Origin of the sequence: Methanothrix sp., from assembly GCF_016706325.1 — an archaeon.
Taxonomy (GTDB): Archaea; Halobacteriota; Methanosarcinia; order Methanotrichales; family Methanotrichaceae; genus Methanothrix.
In genome coordinates, this window is sequence record NZ_JADJJX010000001.1 from 561,956 (window position 1) to 582,441 (window position 20,486).

Consider the following 20,486-nt stretch of genomic DNA (forward strand, 5'->3'; position numbering starts at 1 on the left):
CACCTCCCGCGGAGATCATCTCCTGTGACAGCACTGCGTCCGGATCCGCCTCCCTTTCTCTCTTCGATTCGCTCTTTTTTGTATCTGCTCTCTTCTGTTTTATGGTTTTTTTCGCCGCTCCCCCGCCCGGATCGCCCTTCTCCTCACCCGGCCCTTCTCCTCTCCTTTTGAGCTCTGTTCCTATGGGACCGATGGCCTTCAGCTCGCCGATGAACTCCCTGAGCTCCTGGGCATAGATCTCCCCCTCGCTGGCAGCGCACCAGACGATCTTCACCCTTCCCGGATCTATGCCGATCTTCTCCAGCACCCCCTTCAATACATTCACCCTCTGCAGAGCCTGGTAGTTCCCATCATGGTAGTGGCATTCCCCTATGCGGCAGCCGGCGATGAGCACCCCGTCCGCCCCCCGGCGCAGGGCCTCCAGGACGAAGCTGGGATCCACCCGGGCTGAACACATAACCCTGATGTTGCGGGCGTTGGTGGGATACTGGATGCGTGAGGTCCCGGCGAGATCGGCAGCACCGTAGCTGCACCAGTTGCACAGGAATGCGATGATGAGGGGAAACTCCTTCTTCACCTCGGTCGCTGCTCTGATCTGGGCCAGGATCTGCTCATCTGAGAAGAGGCGCATCTTTATGGCATCCACAGGACAGGCTGCTGCACACGATCCGCAGCCCTTGCAGGCTGCCTCGTCCACATAAGCTGGGCTTTTCACTGCTATTGCATTCTGCGGACAGACATCAACGCACAGCTTGCACCCGATGCACAGATCGGGATCCACATAAGCAGATGTGGGCTCCAGGTCCAAGAATCCCTTCTGCAATAGCCTGATGGCCTTGGCTGCCGCGGCACTGCCCTGAGCGATGGATATGGGAATCTCCTTGGGCCCGGAGGCGCAGCCGGCGATGAAGACCCCATCGATATGAGCCTCAACCGGCCTCATCTTGGGATGGGCGATCTCAAAGAAATTGTCCGGCCTGCGGGAGAGGCCCAGAAGGTTGCCCAGGACGTCTGCGCTCCTCTCCGGCTCCAGGCCCACAGAGAGGACGGCGATATCATGCCGGACCCTCTTTATCTCTCCGTTCTGGGTATCCTCGAATATGAGATAGATATCCCCATCCTCCTCCTCGATGCGGGATACGCGGGCGCGAACGAAGTTTATGCCCAGCATCTGGGCCCGCACATAGAACTCCTCATACCCTTCTCCGCATGCCCTGATATCGATATAGTAGATAGTGATATCCGCGTCGGGGTACTTCTCTGCAATCAACTGGGCGTTCTTCAGGGAGGCCATGCAGCAGATCCGAGAGCAATAGATGTTGCCGACTGTGGAGTCCCTGGAGCCGACACACTGCAGGAAGGCCACAGACCGGGCCAGCTCGCCCGTGCTCGGCCGGACGATCTCCCCCTTTGTAGGCCCGGAGGCATTGAGCATCCTCTCTATCTGCAGAGTGGTGACGACATCCCTGAACCGGCCAAAGCCGTACTCCTCCTTCCGGGCGGCATCAAAGGGCTGCCATCCAGTGGCCACTATTATCGCCCCCACATTGATCTTGAAGTGATCGGCCACCTGATCCAGCTTGATTGCCTGGGTGGGGCAGGACTCGACACAGCGGGAGCAGCCAATGCAGGCCTTTGGGTCGACGCATGCCGAGAGAGGGACGGCCTGAGGATAGGGAATATAGATGGCCTTCCTCTTGCCGATGCCGAAGTCGTACTCATTGGGCACCTCCACCGGGCAGACGTCCGCACACTCATTTATGCAGCCCTTGCAGAGAACCGGATCCACATAGCGCGCCCGGTGGACGCCGGATACAGTGAAGTTGCCCACACTGCCCTCCACCCCCAGCACCTCGGAGTAGGTGTAGAGGGTGATATTGGGGTGATTGAAGACCTCAGACATCTTGGGACCTAGAACGCAGATGGAGCAGTCATTGGTGGGAAAGACATCAGTGAGCAGGGCCATGTGCCCGCCGATGGTCGGCCGGCGCTCCACTAAGAAGACATGGAAGCCCGCGTCTGCCAGGTCCAGGGCAGCAGCGATCCCGGCTACTCCCCCCACCACCAGCACATCCTTGTTGACCGGGATCTGCTCCTGCTCCAGGGGCTGCAGGAGAGCGGCCTTGGCCACGGACATTGCTATCAGGTCCTTGGCCTTCTCTGTGGCCATGGCCGGCAGATCCATATGAACCCAGGAGCAGTGCTCTCTGATGTTGGCCATCTCCAGCATATAGGGGTTCAGACCGGCCTTGGCAATGGCACGGCGAAATGTGGGCTCATGCAGGCGGGGCGAGCAGGCAGCCACCACGATCCTGTCGAGATTGAATTCAGCTATATCCTTTTGAATCTGCTCCTGCCCAATATCGGAGCAGGAGAACTGCAGATCTCTGGCTACGGCCACATCGGGCAGCTTCTCGGCAAAGCTCTTCAGCTCCTCCACATCCAAGACGCCGGCGATATTCAGGCCGCAGTGACATACATAAACACCAATGGGCATGGACTTCAGTTAGTATGATCCACTTAATTCACTTAAACCTATGCAAAGAAGAAGACAATTGGCAAAAATAATAAGGGCATCCTCTATTGATGCCTGGAATGGTTTTTTTTATGGCCACCGGAGCGCAGGGGCGAGGATAGCTTCACTGCAGCCTCCAAGGCAAACCCAGGGGTCGTCCGATCATCCAGAGGCCGAACCCGCTCATAGTTCGCGCATGAAGGGAATAAAAAGCCCCATACATCTGAAGGCAATTGTCTCTTCCCGGCCACTTCTCACCCTCCCTTCGCCTGCAAATATCGATATTGATCCTCAGCTCCCGGAGCCTTGGCTATTAGGCTTATTATCTAATAATCAGTCTTAAATAAGTCTGAATACATTGTTGCCAACAGTGGCGGGAGCAGATCATGTCGGCTCGGTCACCCTAATCCAGATACAGAGATATCAGAGCTGGCAAGATGAAATTCTCCTGAATAAACCAATGCTGGCGGTGAAATGCTGCCCAGCGGGAGTGATGAATGGATCAATGAATGAATCAGAAAGTTATGGCGGTATAAGATATGACAAGGATTGGTGTGGTCAGACACAAGATAGATGACTTCAGCGATTGGAAGCAGAAGTTCGATGATAGGATGGCGGTCAGAAAGAGCAATGGTTGGGCAGGGCATGAGCTGTACTATGATGAATTGAGGAAAGAAGCATATGTTGTCCATACTGTCCTGGATGATAAGATCGAAATGGCAAAGCAGCATATGGCGAAGTTCAAGGCGATGGGAAAACGCAATGAGATGAATCCCTCTGGCAACCCCGATCATTCCATAATGCCAAAGGGAGATAAAGTCGAGGATATAACCTACTGAGCGTAGATATTTTCAGTGGACGATATTCTTTTTTTAAAACTATTTTAGCCCTCCAAGGCCAGCCCTCATATGCATCCGCCGATCAGCTCCACTGCTTCCCTCAGGTCGCCAATAACCTCCGGTCCCTGCCGCTCGCCCTTGCGGTGCAGGAAGAGGGCATCAAGGCCGGCATCCAATGCCGACTCATAATCATATCGATAGTGGTCACCTATATGCAGCACCTCGAAGGGCCTGGCATTCATATGAGCACAGACGGCGCCATAAAGGAGGGGAGATTTCTTGACCTCCCGGAAGTCACTGGTGGCAGAGAAGATCTCCCGGAAGTAGCCCTCAAGTCCATCCAGCTCGATATCGATGAAATCGCGGGCGGCATTGGAGGTCACCACCAGCTCATAATTCCGGGAGAGAAGCTCCAAGACCTCTTCCACCTCGGGATAGATCTCTATCTCATCCTCATAAAGCTCTAAGAGCTGCTCTTTGCCCACAGAGAGGCCGAACTTATCTATCCAGAACTTGAGATCATACCACTCCAGTTGGTCGCTGCCGATCTTGGTATACTCGCCGATGACATATTCTCTGGCGGCGATGAAGTCCATCCCCATCTTCTCGGCAAATAGCCTGGGCACGCCCTCCATCCAGACCTTGTCTACGAACCTTGAATTTACCAGGGTGCCATCCATGTCCAGGGATATGATGCGAATCATCTTGAGCTCCTGTTGAAGAGAAGAGAGTCGCTTTATGGGTTTATTATTCTTTTGGATAGGGTGGATGGTTGAGGAGGGGTGGTTGAGGAGGATGGTTGAGGAGGGATGGTTGAGGGGGCTGGTTGAGGGGGCTGGTTGAGGAGGGGTGGTTGAGGGGGAATGGTTGAGGGGTTTGGTCGAAAGGTATAAGCTGACCTGTTATCAATTGCATTGCCAAGAGTAGAGCTGAGATCAGAAGAGAGCAGGGATGGTCTGATGGTTAGAGTTTTAGTGCTTATCTTGATTGGGATGGCGGCAGCTACAGGAATTGCGGGCGCCGAGCTGGTCAGGCTGGGCTATGATGATGGCAGCGCCGAGGATGCCATCTGGATGGATGGGCTGCGGGGACATGCAGTGCTCTATGATGCACCATGCGAGAACTGGACCCTCTCCGGCGTGGAGATACTGGGAAAGCTGGCCCCTGAGCCAAGATCTGAGATGCTGATTGTTGAGATCTGGGATCGCAATCTCTCCCTGCTCTCAAGAGCGACAGACAGGGCCCGATCCTACTTTTCCGATAACCTCACCTGGTCAGTGGTGGATATCCCAGATACCACTGTCTCCGGCAGCTTTCTGATCTCGGTCTATGAGTTCGCCGGTGTGTATGTGGGCGTCGATAACAGCTCCCGTTATCAGAGGTCGGCCCTCACCGCCCGCAATCCTAATAGAATCCTGCCCTGGGATCTGGAGAACCGCTCTTATAACCAGACCAACTGGATGATCAGGGCTCTGGGCTCCTCTCCCGCCCCCAGGATAAGCCTGGAGATGAAGAGGGAGAGGGCAAGCCAGGCCAGCCCGGCAGAGATCCGGGTTATGGCTCTGGATGAGGATGATAACCTCCTTAGAGCTGCATTATATATCATCGACAATTCGAGCCATGAGATAGTCTGGTCGGAGATGAAGGCTCTGGAGGGGGGCAGGGCAGATCTTGAGTTCTCCTGGCCGGCGGCTGTACGCCAGATCTCCCTGGATGGCTCATATTACGGGCCGGTGTTTGCCGCCAATGAGCTGAGGGTCCCTGAGAATGTGAGCCACCTTCTCGCCTTCTCTGTGCCCGCGATCCTGGAAGGGAGGGAGAATCTGACCCTCTTTGTCCAGGCCTACTTCGGCCAGGATGGCAGATTCAATGCCCTGATTGATTCTTACGGAAGGGCTTACTATCTATCCAGCGATCTGGTGGAAAGGACAATGCCGGGAGGCAATTATTCCCAATTTGCCATGGAGAACATCAGTCTGGTTCCCGGTGAGAGCAGGATCGGCTTTCTGAAGATGAGACTGCCGGCAAATACAGAGGAAGAGGCGGTGGAGTTCGCCGGCCCAGTGCTTTTAGCCGGCTCGGCCCAGGAGGGATACGGGCTGCGCCTGGAGGAGACTGCTGCCAGAAGCGGTGAGTACATCATTCTGGCAGAGGTGCAGGACCTGGCTTTCAATGTGGTGGGAATGGCAGGAGATGAGATGGCCAGGGTGGCATGATTCATGTCGCCCATCAATGGAGGCATCAATGAGGAGATTGATAAATGCGCATATTCATCATCGTAGGCCATAAGGCCACCACTGAGCCCAGCTTCTCCCTGGAGGATATCCCCGGCACCTCCGGCCGGCTGGATATCCTCTGCCGCTCTGTAACCTCTGCCTTTGTCCTCTCCCATGGCATCAGAAAGGATGTGCTGGTATATCTGGTGCTGCTGGGTGGGGAGAATCCCAAGACCATCCAGCTGGTGGGCGAGAGCCTCCGTCATCTCAATCCGGATGAGAGGAGCACAGCAGCTCTCCTCAAGAAGGCCCTGGCGGTCGAGGCCGCGCCGGGATGGAGCATGTCCACCCCGGGAATATTCGTCCGCAGCGGCGGCCTGCCCAGGCTGCTGGAGGATCTGAGGCAGAGATCTGTCCGGCTGGTTTACCTGAAGGAGGATGGAAAGGACTTCCGCTGTCTGAGGGATGAGCCCCTGGAAGAAGAGATGGCATTTGTCCTGGGAGACCACAGCGGAATGACTGCAGAGGAGGAGGCGCTCCTCGCCTCAGCAGGGGCAGAGGTGGTCGCCCTCGGGCCGACCAGCCTGCATGCCGATCATTGCATAGTGGTCACGAACTGGCTGCTGGACAGCAAGGCCTTTATGTCCGGTTGCCTCTAGAGGCCATAATTGGGCAGTCCAGAAGGCTTCGGAACGGCATAGCTATTCTCATAAGACCGCAAGATATGCGATGTGCATTTGGGGGAAAAACTCTTCCTCTGTGCATTCAACCCTCTTCATTCACTCCTCTTCGAAGCTAAACTGCTTAAATTTCAGTGTTTTGCAATTTTCGGATACCGTTCTTATGGTCCTCTCATCAGCACCCTCTGGTAAATCGGCCATGATCTCTATAGTTACTTTGACATTGGCCCCTCTCTCTAACTCCAAATGCTGGATCACTGCTTCAGCTATGCTTCCTGCATCACGGCCAGCCCTCTTTGGATCAAGCTCAACAGAACCAAAAAATCTCTTCATCCTTTTCGGTGGTTTTGGAGTGTGCACAACATCTGGTCCATCTTCCAGTCCCTCACCTGGGATTGGTACTTTTTTACCTTCTGAGATTGCTCCGTCAGCCCCTTCATCAGCATTGCTTTGGACCTTACCTGCCTCTCGAGCCTTCTTCTCATCATCTATCTGCTTTTGAGCTATTTCCGGTTTGACTAAGACGGTCTGTCCGTCGTTATCTGCGGAGCTTCGCCCGCTGCCAAAAATCAGGCCGTGATATCTGCCTTTCTCGTCGATCATGTCTGCATAGGCAAAGTAATCCTTGCTGTGCAGCCCTGCCACAATGGCATTGAGCAACACATCCTCTTCGGACAGGCGTGGGAGATATAGATATGTGCATAGGTACTCCCATAGCTTGCGAATGCTGAGATGAGGATGATCCTTCCAAAGCAGCCTATCCAGCTCCATCTTGAGACGTGCTGGAGACCATTTGATGATGAGATGTTCATCAGAGATCAGTTTATTGCATACCTTATCGGGAAGAGATTCCTTACCAGAGCTATTGATCCTGGATTTATCCCATTCAATAGCAGGTTCATCTGGCTTTTCCTGCATTGGTACAAGCAGCCAGATAAAGGTCTGATTCATTCTTGAGGCGACCACCTCATCAGACCTCGCCCTTCCGTCCTCAACCAGCCTCCTTTGGAAGGTATCCAGGTTTAGGATGTCCTTATCCCTCTCGATTGAGTTCCAGGCTAAAAACTGGCGAACAGCATCCTTCAGCTCCTCAAGACGATCACTGTCTGGAGCCACAAAGACCAGCATATTCCTGTAGATCCTGGGACCTGCGCCCCGTTCATTCAGGATTTTACTGGCCTGATCTATAGCGGAACTTGGCACTCCTCTCTTAGAGCTATGGGGGTATCTGGGTCCGAGTACCACCAGCCGGGTCTTCATCTCATCGCTGACATCGGAAGAGGAAGCAGGAGCTATATGAAGAGCAGAAAAATATCCAGGTCTCTGTCTGGACCTCAAGCGACTGACTATCTCCAGCTCCACTTCATCAGGGTGACGCAGAAGATCTTCTGCCCTATCCCTTGCTTCTCGGTTCACGCTGGGATGGGTATCGAACCAGTAACGGCTTTCGTTGCCAAATAAATAGGTTAATTGCTCGCTCATCCTCTGGAGAGCATCCCCAAAGGTGGCAGGAGCCTCGCCCGGTTGGACACAGCCCAGCTTGATTCTCATCTTCTCCAGACCTCGGACCTTCATGGCAGCAACTGAGGGTGCACTGCCTATGAAGACCGTTCTGGCCACCCTTCTGCAGGCAGAGTAGCGGCCCAGGTTGGGATTCTCTCTATCGATGGCTATGGGCTTGCTGGTAGGACCGTCTATATCTGCATCTATGATCGGTCCCCAGCCGTCAGGGAGGTTTCTTGTGATCTCGAATCTGACATCAGAGCTGTCCAGAGGCAGTGTTCCCGGCATGATCAGGAGCGACTTATCCTGCCTCTCCCAGAGGTTGTGGATGACAGCAGCCATTAAACGGAGCACTCCGCGGGTGCGCTGGAATCTCTCAAGGGTTGACCAGTCCTGATAAAGACGGTCGAAGAGCTCGGGATGAATGGGATAGCAGTCCTTGAGCTTTCGCTCATAATCGGAATCTGAGCAGTCCCTGGGAAACTCGCCTCTGTTCTGGCGGTATAGGTCGGCAAAAGCCCGGCAAGTAGCATCCCTGGATGCATAATCTGTCATAGGCTCAAAGAGCCTTCTGCGGACTATGGAGAAGCTCTCCTCGGCATTGGCTGGTCTCCAGACTGCTTCGACACGGCCAAAGGTATTGCGAATGCGCTCCAAGGCTGCCTGTCCTCCCTCGCCTCCGATCTCGCTGTCTGAGGCTGGTATGCTGGCAACGACCAGTGTCCTCGGGGACCGCTTTGCTGCCTCGGTCAGAGCCTGGGCAAAGGTCATGTTGGCATCAAAGGAGCCTGCAGGCAGGCCGTCGACATGATAGAGCTGGCGAGCATAGGCCACCCACTCATCTATGAGAATCAATGCCGGAGAGAAGCTATCGAATAGCTCTTTGAGGGTGTCCGAGCCGGGGCTCGTACCTGTGAGATCGTTCTCTGCCACTAGGGCATAGCCTTTGGCGCCGCCGAGCTGATAGGCCATCTCTCCCCAGAGGGTGTTGGTGGTAATGCCGTCCGGCTTCGTCTTTCCCTTGGCAACGTTCAGCTTCTGGCCAACCAAGACTGCTCTGTTGGCGACGGGAAGCTTGTCAGTACCTGATTCGCTGATCACAGAATCTAAGCCTGGTATCGTCTTCGGATCTATCTCGCCTCCCACAAGGTGATAGAGAGATATCATGCTGTGGGTCTTTCCGCCTCCGAAGTTGGTCTGCAACTCGACCACGGGATCGCCCCCCTGGCCGGATAACCTCTTGATCGCCAGCTGAATGAGATACTTTAATCCTTCTGTGATGTAGGTGCGTCCGAAAAACTCTTGGGGATTCAAATATTCGTCCTCGGCATCACCGGAGAGAATGGCTGCGAGGTCTGCCATAAACTCGGCCTTGATATATCTTCCTGCCGCCACATCTGGATGGGGGGTGGCGATCTCCCGCCAGGGCTTCAGGCCGCTGAGAGTCCGGGTCTCAGTGGCGATCTCAGCGCTCTTTTTCAGCTCCCTTCTGGTCTCCTCCTCAAATCTCTGGCGCATCATCTCTCTGGCGCTGGCTTGAACCATCTCCGCCTCGGGAGCTGAGACCATTTCCAGCAGGCGCTGCATAGTATCCAGAGCTCGGTAGGCGTCCTCAGTGGAGAAGGCCTGCTGGTGGGCCCATTTGTTCCTCACCTCTCTCAGCTCGCTGATATAGCTCCTGCCGGTGTGTCCGAGCTTTGGCTGGAAGAGCTCTCGAGACCAGTTATCCCACATGATTACCAGCAGCGCCAGGGCATCCAGCTTGGAGAAGCGCTCCTCCTCCGGGCCGGCAATTCTGGCTTCGGGACCGATTCTATCGCCCAGTGTCTTCTCCACTCCATCCATGAACCAGAGGTTGCCATAGAACGCCTTCAGCTCTCTCTCCACGAAGGGCTGAATGCCTCTCCTGAGATTCTCCAATCCTTTGCCGACGCGATCGTGATTGCTTATTGCCAACTTTTGCCTCTCCTTAAAACCAATAAATCAACCTGTTATTCCTGGCAGCGCTGAGCTTGCCATTGGGGTTCAAATGTCTCCAGTGCTCGTAGGGCTTTTTCCAGACTGTGAGAATGCCAACGAGCCTTTTCCAGATTCCATTTGTCTCGGATAAATGGGATCAGACAATTGTTGTATGCAGGGCCTTGCTTTGCTGTACTCCCTGGTCTTGGGACGATATCCGCTTTAATATCTCTCTTTCTTGAGGCCCGGGCCAAAGCGATCAGGGTCTGCTTAGGATCATTCAGATCATCTGGATCTCTTGGCATCTTATGTTTGGCTATGCCAAGAAACCTGGCAAAGCCAGCATCATCCGCCAGCAGCCATGATTCCACTTCCCTTACCGCAATGCGAAAGATGAGGTTGGGATTTCTGGTTTGGGGCAACCATTCATTGATCAATAGAGGCGCACGCTCTTTGTTATCCAGATCGGTAAGAATCAGATACGGCATCCCCTTAGAGGCTTCATTGAATCGAGTGATGTTTTTCTTTAAATAGCCATACCCTCTCCCATGAAAACAGTGCCCCACAGAAAAACATCTATCCGATGAGCGCACATTTGGGCTGTTAAGAAGGCGAAGGAGAACCTCTAGGCTGAGCTCGTCCTCATATGCCAGATTGATGGGGATTTCCACAGTCAAATCAGATGCTCCATGTCGTCAGGACCATTTGAGGGTTAGTTGTTGGAAGGGCTGCGTCTGCGATACTCAGACCACTATCCAGGAGTCTTTTAATCTCTTCATCGGAGGATGCAGCATGGACCTGTGTGCCCTCGGTTCCGGGCTCCAGGATCAACACCTCTTCGCCTCCAATTCCTTTATCAGAGAGAAGGTCAGGGCTGTGGGTGCTGAGTACAACCTGTCTTTTGGTCTGTCTTTGCAGCTTCGAGATCATAGGAGCAAGCTTGCTCACTATCTCTGCATTCAATGAGAGCTCAGGCTCCTCCAGCAGAAGAAGCGACTTAGACTCCTGAAGTGACCATAGGAGGGCGATCAAACGAAGTGTGCCATCTGAGAACTGGTCTTCCCTCTGCTTTCCGGCCCTCGGTCTCCAGTGTTTATAGACTGCCTCAAGATGCGGAGCCCCGGTCTCATCCTTGATGAATGAGAGCTCTTTGAGCTGAGGCACTACAGTGTGAAGCAAGCCCTCGATCTTTTTCAGCCGGGCGGTTCTGGTTCTGTCGTTGGTTTTAGCAATGTTCTCTAAGAACCTCTTGCCGAAAGGATCTCCTGGGATCTCTTGGCCCGGAAATGCCTCCGGATAGCGGAGAAGCTGGGGGACGAGGTGCATATACTGAATTGAGGTCAAGAAACCTGCGACCTCTCTGAAGCTCATGTTGGAGTTGATCTGTTCAAGGTGGGTCTGGGTGAGGCGTTCCTCGTCCTCATTATCCAGCTCATCAGGTCTGCTCAGGATAAGATCATCTTCATGCCAGACCTTTTCGTAGACCAGCACAGGTCGACGCCTTCCACCCCTCTCCTGAGTGATGCCGATGGCATATCTCCACTTGACCGATCCTTGAGATGACTCGGCCAGATGAACCTCGATTTCGACATTGGAGCTTCTCCTGGCGGAGAGGCATCGAATCTTGGGAAGCCGGCCCCTATCTGAGACAGCCTTCTGAAGGCCGCCGCCATCCTTGGCGATGTCCCGGAGGAACCGGAAGGCATCCAAGAGGTTGGACTTGCCGGATGCGTTCGGTCCGATAAGGAACACCCTCTCTTTCAGGGATACATCCACTGCCTGAAAGTTCCTCCAGTTTTTCAAGATTAGATGGCAGACGATCATCCTTGCCTCCTCGGTTTATTTATTTGCCTCGGGCCTTTATATCAATATCTGCTGTTTGATTATTATTATCTCATTTCGTCACTCAAAGGTGCCCTTGTCAGTCAGCTTCCTGTCCATCGGCCTCTCCCTTTTGACAGATAGCTCTTTGAGCCTTGGCCAGACAGTGACCAGGGAGTTGTACGAGACGGCCTCCTGCGCCCAGCCACGGCGCTCACAGATCGAGTGGAGCCGGTAGGCTAGGTCCCTGGCGCTCTCTGCATATCCGCCGAGACTGCTCTGCAGCATTGCTGCCTCCTCCTCTCCCTGGCTCTCCAGAACGCGGATCAGGTGCTCTGTGGCCTCCCAGATGGTGAGGCGCCTGTCAGTCGCCGGGTTCCAGTCTGGGTCCAGCTCGTTGCGCCCCAGGAGCCTGGCTTTTCCTGCGCCCGCCTTGAGTATGCCCGCCTGGACCATGCCCTCGACGGATGTGTTCTTGGCCTTGGATAATGTCTCAGCATCGCCGAATGGCCCCTCGTTCATGCCGTACTGCTCAAACCAGGATAGAGCCCAGCGGGTATCGGGATCATACTCCCCCTCCTGCTCGGAGAGGTACTCGTCCAGGTGCTGGTTGATCAGCTGCAGGGCGGTTCTCACCCGCATGGGCGAGCCGTCTGCCTCCAAGACCTGAGAATAGCGGGAGAAGATGGCCATGCCTGGACCGATGGCCGCCTGGGCTAAATCCACGGGGGCGATGTTGCTCTTCTGGAGCTGGTGCAGGGCCAGGGGGAGCTCCCTCTTGAGAGCGGAGATGAATTCTTTGCGGGTGCCGATGGGCGCATCGTCAGGGCGGGGGCGACAGACCAGGATGATGGAGGAGGCGAGGGCATTGGTTCCGAGGGAGCCGCTACGGTTGGAGAGTTCTGTTCGCATGGGCCAGGTGCCAGTGATGACGTAGCCAGATGTGATCAAGCTTTCCAGCATCACCTCCCAGCCTGTTGAGGCAAGGCCCGAATCTGCAGCATCTTCCTCTGCCTGCTTGAAGGCGTAGTAAATGGTAAGAGGAAAGTCCCATCTGCAGACTTTTCTTGTCAGATTGAATGTCCTGCCAAGTCCCTCCTCGAAGAAGCGTCCCGCCTCCTTTTTGCTGCCGTTGAAGCGGTATGCTATGGCGACCAGTTCTCTTTCCTTTGGCACCAGCAGGGTGCTGAAGATATCGGGATGGACTTGAGCCAGGGATCTCCTTAGCCAGACGTAGAAGAAATCGGAGAGGTCTGCATAGCCGATATTGTCGTAGTAGGGAGGATCTGTTGAGATGAGTGGTGAGAGATTATGGGGGATGAGCATTGTGGAATCATACTGTCCAGCGCGGCCATTAACCTTTGGAGAAAGCATTCGAAGAACATCCACAATCCAACCCACGGCGCCAAGAAAGTTGCCGCTTGAATTGCTGAAAGGGTTGGCTTCAGCATAATCCCAGACCATGGGGATAGCCTGGCGGGCGAAGGTATTTCTAATACTATCTCGGGTTGCATCCCACGAAGAAATTGTTGAACTTCGATCTGCGAGTCTATCGAAGGCCATTGCCAGATACGTCGCCACCGCGTCCGCATACGCCCGCGCATCCCGCCCGCCCTCGGCAATGCCCTTCCCCTCCGGCATGCCTGCTGCAAGTGCGTCGGAAAGAGCGCACCTCCGGGCCTCGGCCACCAGGTCGCTGAAGGTGGTGAGGGCGACGAGCTGGCGAGGGGTGAAAAGATCTACAGGTGTATTCAGTCCAAAATTTCTGCACCAAACATCACGAGGATTAGGAGATAGCTCAGCTTCAAGGCCAGCTTTATCTATTTCTGGTAGAATCTTAATTTCAGGCAATATTGAATCGTTAGCTGGCAGATATATTCGACCTTTTGAGCCTTCCGCTACGATAGCTGTAGGCAATACTCCGATGAGCTTGTTTTTACCTTCAGCAGCTACATAGTCCCTTGTGGTCGTGGTTCCACAAAATATACACTTGAATATGCCAGACATGCCACGTTTCATGCCCTTTTTTATGTCTTCGACATCAGGTGGCTGTGATGCTATATCGAATGATAATTTTTTCCCTTCGAACTTGGGAACTAAATATGCCTCTTTTCCTTTCTTCGAGGAAAGAACGAATGATGTCAATAATGGCATCATCGCTCCACAGGCCGGATTGGGGCACTTCACCGTCCTGGCCCACAGCCAGGCGATCACTGTGGCCTCTGTGCCATCGGGCAGCTTGGCCTTTGGATAGAGATGGCCTATCCTCTTCTCCGCCTCATCTCTCATCCATTTCCCATAGTAGCGCACATCCTCTGCCAGCCCCTCAGCCCCCTTCCACTCCTTCGCCCCTTTCAGCGTCATCTGCATCTTCTTTCTGGCCTCGGGATTCACCGGCGGCATCCCGGCGAACTTGGGCGGGATCTCGATGAGGGCCTTGGTGATCAACACTGCCACGGGATTCAGGTCGCTGGCATGAGCCTCCAGGCCGAGGCGCTGCGCCTCCAGGGGGATCGAGCCGCCGCCGCAGAAGGGATCGAGCACCGGCGGGGGATGGCCATCTGTGGCCTTGAGGATCTCCGCTCGGGCCTCATTCAAGACTTCTTCGTTATTTGTGCTCTTCCATAAAACCAATCGCTCGATGATCTTGAAGAGGCGCTGCCGCTCTGCCTCCTGAGCTTCTTCTGTCGGGAACTCCTCCGGACGGCTGGAGGGATCATCAACGATGGAGGCGAAGAGCACCGCCCGGCAGGCGGCTAGCGGGCGTCGCGCCCACCACAGGTGCAGAGTGGAGGGGTGGCCGTGGCGGATGGACTTCTCCCGTGCGGATGCGGCATTGATCGCCTCCAGGGGCAGGGCCACCTCGATGAGCTTCTTTCTGTAGGATGGGGCAGACGTAATAAGACCTCCAAGAGTAATATGGGTCTAGCAGAAAAGGGTTTTGCACAGTAGGGCAAAACTAGTGTATGGCTTCCATAATAAGCATGCAATAATACAAGGTGCGTTAACGGAATTTATTGCTATATTATTTAGGAATTTGTTATACAAGAAAACAATCCGTTTCAACCTCGATCTGAGAAGATTCTCCATGACTGAGATAGCTATAAATTCGATGACAGTATCATTTGTTTCATTCGACGAGAAGGGGCACCGAATAAGACATGACTGCTGAGATTGCTATTCTTAATAAAGAGGCTATTGCACTGGCATCAGATAGCGCTGTTACCTTGTCGGGTGATTCAAGTCCCAAGATATTCACCTCTGCAAATAAGCTCTTCTCGCTCTCGAAATATCACCCTGTTGGAATAATGCTCTATCAAAACGCCTCATTTATGGGCGTGCCTTGGGAAGTAATAATAAAATTATATAAGAATAAATTGGGCTTAAACAAATTCGATAAACTTGAGGATTACTCCGAAGACTTCATAAGATTTCTAGCCGAAGGCAACTCCCTATTCCCTGCTCAGATTCAGGATCAGCACGTTATCGAATCTATTTTAAATTATTTATTATATATACGTTCAGATATTATTAAACTATTAGAAAAAAAGATAGAGGATGAAAAAGAGCTGACCGAAGAAGGCGTTCATGAAACCGTCGTACATGTAATAAAAAGCCACTATGATACATGGAAAGTCACTGAGAATATCGCCACAATTCCCGAAAGCTATTGCGAAGAGATACATAAAAAATATTATAATAATATAAAGGAATTGATTCAAGATACTTTCGAAAAACTTCCTTTATCAAAAGAATGCCAGGAGCATTTGGAGCGCATTGTGTGCAGTCTCTTCTCAAAGTTCCCTTCTGGAATCCAGAATCCAAGCTTCTCAGGCATCGTGATAGCAGGCTTTGGTGAACTGGATACGTTCCCCGTCTTGGATGAACTCTACCTCGAAGGCATAGCCCATGACAAGCTAAAGTATAAACGGCTGAGGACAACACGGATCGGTTTCAATAACAGAGCGGCTATAATACCATTTGCCCAAAGGGAGATGGTGGACACTTTTATGCAGGGCGCTGACCCATTTTACCTGAATGTGGAGGATGGGTTCCTTAACGATATCTTCGATAGATATGCTGCTGCAATCTCAAGAAACCTGCAAAAATATACGCCAGAGGAACAGGAGAAGCTCAAAGAAAATCTTGTTTCAGCTGGAAAAAATATATTAACTGATTTCAAAACGAAATTGGAAAATCACCGCAAAGATAAGTACGTCCTGCCCATAATTAATGTAGTCTCATTTCTTCCCAAAGACGAACTGGCAGCAATGGCGGAATCACTTGTGAACCTGACATCATTCAAGAGAAAGGTCACCATGGAAAGTGAAACGGTTGGTGGTCCTGTTGACGTTGCCTTGATCTCCAAAGGAGATGGTTTTATATGGATAAAGAGGAAACATTATTTCAAGGCGGAATTGAATCCTCAATTCTTCGCTAATTATTATAGAGGTGGAGGAGATGAGCGGACCCAGGAAATATAAGTCGATCAGGGAGATTGAGAAGACATACTTGCCCAAATGTTTCCAGAAGAGGATGCTGATCGAGATCGAAGACCCACAGACCATAGGAAGGCGAATGGCGGAAGATACCTTCGATAAAGTCAAAGATAAATTCCTGCAAGCTCGGTGAAATCTGGCAATCAATCCCTATCATTTCTATTTTATTTAACTCCATTCCTTTCGATTGCAATTTATGCTATTTTAATTGGGGTCTTTAGCATGAATCAACAGCTCGCGCAGAGAATAGTTCACGCTCTCCGCTCCGAAGTCCGGCTCTTTTCCAAAAGGCTGCCGAATATACCAGGGTCTTGCCACCTCACCATCGATCTCAACCACAGCCAGGACATAATCCTCAGACTTGTTCAGTCCAGTCAGTATCTCATTTCTGGTGATGGTAACCGTCTCCGATCCGCTCGTCCTGCCTTTGACCTCAATGAATCTCAGCCTTCCTTCTTCAGGGATCTTTGATTCAATATCATAGCCCCGGTTCTCTGCGCTCACATCCATCGGTTCATATCCCAATGCCCTCTCCACCTCCATCACCGCCCTCATGGCCATCTGCTCCACCTTGGCTCTTGCTACCGGATCATCAGACATGCCTCTTACGGCGCCATTCAACCTCTCAATGAGACCTTGGGGAACCACCAGAGCACCTCCAATAACCACAGGCGGCATCGGCGATAATCTCCTCTCCTGCTCCAGCTCAGCCATGCGCTTTTGGAGTCTGGCGTAAAGATCGTCAGCTCTCTGCTGAGCTTTGGCTGAATTGATTCGTGCATTGATTTTCCCAGCCCGTTCCTGATCCTTCAGCTCATTGGCCCTATGATCCCAATAATTGACCTCTTTGGTAAGCCTATCTTTCACAGCATCCATCGTCTTGGATATCAGCTCCTCTCTTCTCTGTCTAACCTCTCCAAGATGCTGGGGCACAAGATCTTCTACTGCATATGAGAAAGCCTTATCTTCAAGCTCCTGGTTTAACCATGTCTCCTTAAGCAGGTGCTCAATCGCTTTCTGCTCTTCTTCACTGGCTGGGCGGTAGTCAAGATATGGTGCATAGCCAACATTGTGGGCCTTGCCTTCGGAATCGATCTCAACAAACTGCATGCGCTTGGAGACAACTCTATACTCGCCTGATAAATCCATCCTTGCATCCTGAATGGAATGCTCCAGATAGACCAGTGCCCTGGCATCCGAGCCCGAGTCACTGGGATCTATGAGAATTGAGCCTCTCTTCAACAGATCCCTGTACCTCTCAAGGATGATATCGATGGTTGCGTCCAGGAGAGGATGCCCCGGGCATACGAAGGCCGCCAGAGGTTTGCCTGGCACGCTGATCAGATCCTTCTCGAAGCATATCCTCTCATACCTGGTGAGGACCGCCTCGCCCGTGCCTATCAGGCGATCTCTGTTTCTTATCATAGCAGGAACATGGCTTACCTCGTACCGCCTCGCCTCTCTCTCCTTTATGCTCCCGCCCAGGAGCCTGAAAGCCGTCAGGAAGAATGATGCTATGAAATGCGGCTGCAGCCTCCTGGCCTGTGCCCTTTCCATCTCCTCTCTTATTTGCATCACCTGGGTTATGTCCATGCTGTCGTGCACCAGGGCTCTCTCTTCTATCAGGGTGATGAGCTGCTGCCTATCCAGGGCCTTATATATCACCTGATTGAGACAAGCTCTAGCTTCTGGGCTATCGCCCTGCCTTATGGCATTTATGAGAAGCTCTCGCAATGACCTGTTATCGAATGTCACCTTCCCCAGGATATCGAAAACCTTTCCTCCAAGAGCTTTGCTCTCCTCCTCCAGTTTACGGAGCAATAGGTTGTAAACTTCGCCCTCACGGGTTTCGGCTGCAACAAGATTCCAAAGGTGACAGGTCTCCGTCTGTCCTATCCTATGAATCCTTCCGAACCTCTGCTCAAGCCTGTTGGGATTCCAGGGCAGATCGTAGTTTATCATGAGATGGGCTCTTTGAAGGTTGATGCCCTCCCCTGCAGCATCAGTGGCCACAAGAATCAAAATATCCTTGTCCTGGATGAAAGCCTCCTTGGCCTTCTTTCTCTCCTCCCGGCCCATTCCACCATAAATAGTGGTTATGACATCAGGACGTCCAAGCTGATTTCTGATCCTTTCGGCCAGATAATTCAAAGTATCTCGAAATTCAGTGAAAATGACCAGCTTCCGCCTGTGACCTTGGGCGTCGAACATCTCTCGATTATTATCAAGGAGCTTGGAGAGTTCATCCCATTTCCTATCCTTTTCACTTGCTCTGACTCGCCTTGCGAGACCTTCCAGTTCTCCTAGCCTGGTGATCTCCAGTTCCAGCTCTGCTATGGTCTGAGAGGCAGTGGCCTGATCTACCACCTTCTCCTCAGTCATCTCGATTTCTGAATTGGGAGCGTCCTCCAAATCCTCGATTTCATCCTCTGTCAGATACGGCAGATCCTTCGCTGCCTCGATCCGTGCCTCTGCACCTCGCTTCATCAGCCGCTCTTCTCTGAGGCGTTTTTCAAGCCTCTCCCTGCGTCGCCTCAAAGATTGATATATGGCCTCCGGGGAGGATGCCAAACGGCGCTGGAGAGTCGTCAGCGCAAAGCCTACTGTTCCTTTGCGGCCATCATTTTCCAGGGCATCGGCTCGATTGAACTCCTCCCGTACATAGTCTGTAACCCTGGCATAGAGATCTGCTTCTAGGCTAGACAGACTATAGTTGACAGTATAGGCGAGCCGCTCTGGGAAGAGGCGCTTGCCATCGAATTTGAGCAAGTCCTCTTTAACCATGCGCCTCATAAGATCGGAGACATCGACACTATGCACGCCATCTCGGAACTTACCTTCAAATCTATCTCCATCCAGAAGTGCCATGAATAGCTGAAAGTCCTCAGGCTTCCCGTTATGGGGTGTGGCCGTAAGGAGTAGGAAGTGGCGGGCGATTCTGGACAGGAGTTGGCCGAGACGATAACGTTTGGTATATTTCACTTCGCCGCCGAAAAAGGTGGCTGACATTTTATGGGCCTCATCGCATATTATGAGGTCCCAATCTGTTTGGGCCAGTTTCGCCTGGAGTTCATCGTTCCTGCTTACATGATCGAGCCGGATGACAGCCAGATTCTTCTCAGCGAAAGGATTGCCACTGCGAGAAGCCTCGACAGTCTCCCTCGTGATAATATCAAAGGGCAGATGGAATTTGCTGCCTAGCTCATCCTGCCACTGCTCGACTAGGCTTCCCGGGGAGCATATCAGGCATCTGTGAAGGTCTCCTCTTACCAAGAGTTCCTTGATGAGAAGTCCGGCCATGATGGTCTTGCCAGCGCCAGGATCATCGGCCAGAAGATAACGCAATGGCTGGCGAGTGAGCATCTCACCATAAACAGCAGTTATCTGATGGGGTAAGGGGTCTATCAATGATGTATTGACTGCAAGAAGGGGGTCGAATAGATAGGCCATGCGGATACGGCGGGCTTCTGATACCAGGCGGAACATAGCACCATCTGCATCGAAGGACCAGGGCAGCCCTGCAGACGCGATCTCCAGGATTGGCTCACGATCGCGATAAAGCAGCTCGCATCTGGGGTTGCCAGTGCTGTCCTTATACGTCAGTTCAACGACATTAGAGCCATGCCATTTGGCTTGGATTACTGTAACCAGGCCATCGGGCAAAATACCCTTTACCAGTGTCCCAGCAGTCAGGTCTTCAAGGCGCGCCATAGCTGAGGTGCCAGTCGGCATTCAATCTTCATAAGAGTTGCCCAGCAGAAACCGATCTAGAATATTATATAATGAATAAGTTACATCATAAGCCACGTGGTTTGCTGGAGCACTGGTTATGAAGGACCTATTTCCATAAGTGATAAGAGATACATCCTCAGGGGACTCAAAAAGAAAGAGAACCATCATTTATGAGAGCCTGGCAGTGCTGCCATGTTCATCATTCCTGGGCGGTCCTGGAGAGCATTTCCAACAAGGGCAAACTGGAGATCACAGATAAAGATGAAAAGAGGCATCTGATGAGGAGACTAAGATGCAGGAGCTTTGAAAGAGGCTGAGATACCTAGGGTGCAGTTCTGCTGCAGAGGCACCTTTGCCCATGCTCCTGCCCCTGGCCGTGTGGGCTGTAAGCAACCTCTATAACTGGCGGCACAAAGAGACGGACCTCCTCGGAAAGATGATGGTGGCCTTCTCCCTCTCTCAGCTCTTCGTCCTGGGTGGAGTGCCATTGGGCAGTCTGGACAACCCCCTGCTCTGGACCTTTGCCGCTCTGATATTCGTCTTCGGCCTGGGAGAGAAGATCGCGGGCGGAGCTGTGGATATGGAGGGCGACTGCAAGAGCTGCAATGGTCTTCATCATAGGGCTCACAGCCGCCTGCATTGTTCAACTGATGATCACAGCCCGATCTGTACCATAGATTTATATATCGTTGAATGACGACTGATGAACGGGCGAAAGTCGA

Annotated in this window: 12 protein-coding genes and 1 pseudogene; 6 read left to right on the forward strand and 7 right to left on the reverse strand. The window is 52.6% G+C overall.

Translation table 11 applies throughout. The features are described from left to right. Nucleotides 1-136: 136 nt before the first annotated feature. Nucleotides 137-2,497 (reverse strand): annotated as a pseudogene (gene hdrA2, locus IPI63_RS02920) (CoB-CoM heterodisulfide reductase HdrA2); the annotation flags it as partial. Between the two features lie 557 nt (nucleotides 2,498-3,054). Here hdrA2 and IPI63_RS02925 point away from each other — a divergent pair. Further along, complete coding sequence (locus IPI63_RS02925) at nucleotides 3,055-3,354, forward strand: hypothetical protein (RefSeq protein WP_214064360.1); 300 nt, start codon at nucleotides 3,055-3,057, stop codon at nucleotides 3,352-3,354. Nucleotides 3,355-3,419: 65 nt separating this feature from the next. Here the strand turns inward: IPI63_RS02925 and IPI63_RS02930 are convergent, their stop codons facing one another. Beyond that, a complete protein-coding gene (locus IPI63_RS02930; protein WP_292476530.1) occupies nucleotides 3,420-4,058 on the reverse strand; it encodes an HAD family hydrolase in 639 nt (212 codons plus the stop codon). Between the two features lie 255 nt (nucleotides 4,059-4,313). Here IPI63_RS02930 and IPI63_RS02935 point away from each other — a divergent pair, with 255 nt between their 5' ends. Continuing rightward, nucleotides 4,314-5,570, forward strand: a complete 1,257-nt coding sequence (locus tag IPI63_RS02935) for a hypothetical protein (protein ID WP_292476531.1) — start codon at nucleotides 4,314-4,316, stop codon at nucleotides 5,568-5,570. A 44-nt stretch (nucleotides 5,571-5,614) separates the two neighbouring features. Then, nucleotides 5,615-6,229, forward strand: a complete 615-nt coding sequence (trmY, locus tag IPI63_RS02940) for a tRNA (pseudouridine(54)-N(1))-methyltransferase TrmY (protein WP_214064357.1) — start codon at nucleotides 5,615-5,617, stop codon at nucleotides 6,227-6,229. A gap of 120 nt (nucleotides 6,230-6,349) precedes the next feature. On the opposite strand, the gene IPI63_RS02945 is transcribed toward trmY, so the two are convergent. From IPI63_RS02945 to IPI63_RS02960, 4 genes are all read right to left on the reverse strand, one after another. After that, nucleotides 6,350-9,709 carry a DUF499 domain-containing protein gene (locus IPI63_RS02945; protein WP_292476532.1) on the reverse strand — a complete coding sequence of 1,120 codons (3,360 nt, stop codon included), beginning with the start codon at nucleotides 9,707-9,709 and terminating at the stop codon, nucleotides 6,350-6,352. Between the two features lie 35 nt (nucleotides 9,710-9,744). After that, the gene (locus IPI63_RS02950; RefSeq protein ID WP_342673262.1) at nucleotides 9,745-10,383 is read right to left on the reverse strand and encodes a hypothetical protein; all 639 of its coding nucleotides are present in this window, start codon (nucleotides 10,381-10,383) and stop codon (nucleotides 9,745-9,747) included. Between the two features lie 7 nt (nucleotides 10,384-10,390). After that, nucleotides 10,391-11,536 (reverse strand): AAA family ATPase, encoded by a 1,146-nt coding sequence (locus IPI63_RS02955; RefSeq protein WP_292476534.1) that lies wholly within the window; start codon nucleotides 11,534-11,536, stop codon nucleotides 10,391-10,393. A 78-nt stretch (nucleotides 11,537-11,614) separates the two neighbouring features. After that, on the reverse strand, nucleotides 11,615-14,395 hold the full coding sequence (locus tag IPI63_RS02960) for a DUF1156 domain-containing protein (protein WP_292476536.1): 2,781 nt from the start codon (nucleotides 14,393-14,395) through the stop codon (nucleotides 11,615-11,617). Nucleotides 14,396-14,694: 299 nt separating this feature from the next. Between IPI63_RS02960 and IPI63_RS02965 the strand changes: the two genes are divergently transcribed. Both IPI63_RS02965 and IPI63_RS02970 read left to right on the forward strand, forming a co-directional pair. After that, on the forward strand, nucleotides 14,695-16,017 hold the full coding sequence (locus IPI63_RS02965; protein ID WP_292476538.1) for a hypothetical protein: 1,323 nt from the start codon (nucleotides 14,695-14,697) through the stop codon (nucleotides 16,015-16,017). Further along, nucleotides 15,995-16,165 (forward strand): hypothetical protein, encoded by a 171-nt coding sequence (locus IPI63_RS02970; RefSeq protein ID WP_214065561.1) that lies wholly within the window; start codon nucleotides 15,995-15,997, stop codon nucleotides 16,163-16,165. The genes IPI63_RS02965 and IPI63_RS02970 overlap by 23 nt, the downstream gene beginning before the upstream one ends. A gap of 71 nt (nucleotides 16,166-16,236) precedes the next feature. On the opposite strand, the gene IPI63_RS02975 is transcribed toward IPI63_RS02970, so the two are convergent. Next, on the reverse strand, nucleotides 16,237-19,743 hold the full coding sequence (locus IPI63_RS02975; RefSeq protein ID WP_292476540.1) for a helicase-related protein: 3,507 nt from the start codon (nucleotides 19,741-19,743) through the stop codon (nucleotides 16,237-16,239). Between the two features lie 379 nt (nucleotides 19,744-20,122). Between IPI63_RS02975 and IPI63_RS02985 the strand changes: the two genes are divergently transcribed. Beyond that, nucleotides 20,123-20,461: a hypothetical protein gene (locus IPI63_RS02985; RefSeq protein WP_292476541.1), complete on the forward strand. Its 339-nt coding sequence runs from the start codon at nucleotides 20,123-20,125 to the stop codon at nucleotides 20,459-20,461. Nucleotides 20,462-20,486 lie beyond the last annotated feature (25 nt).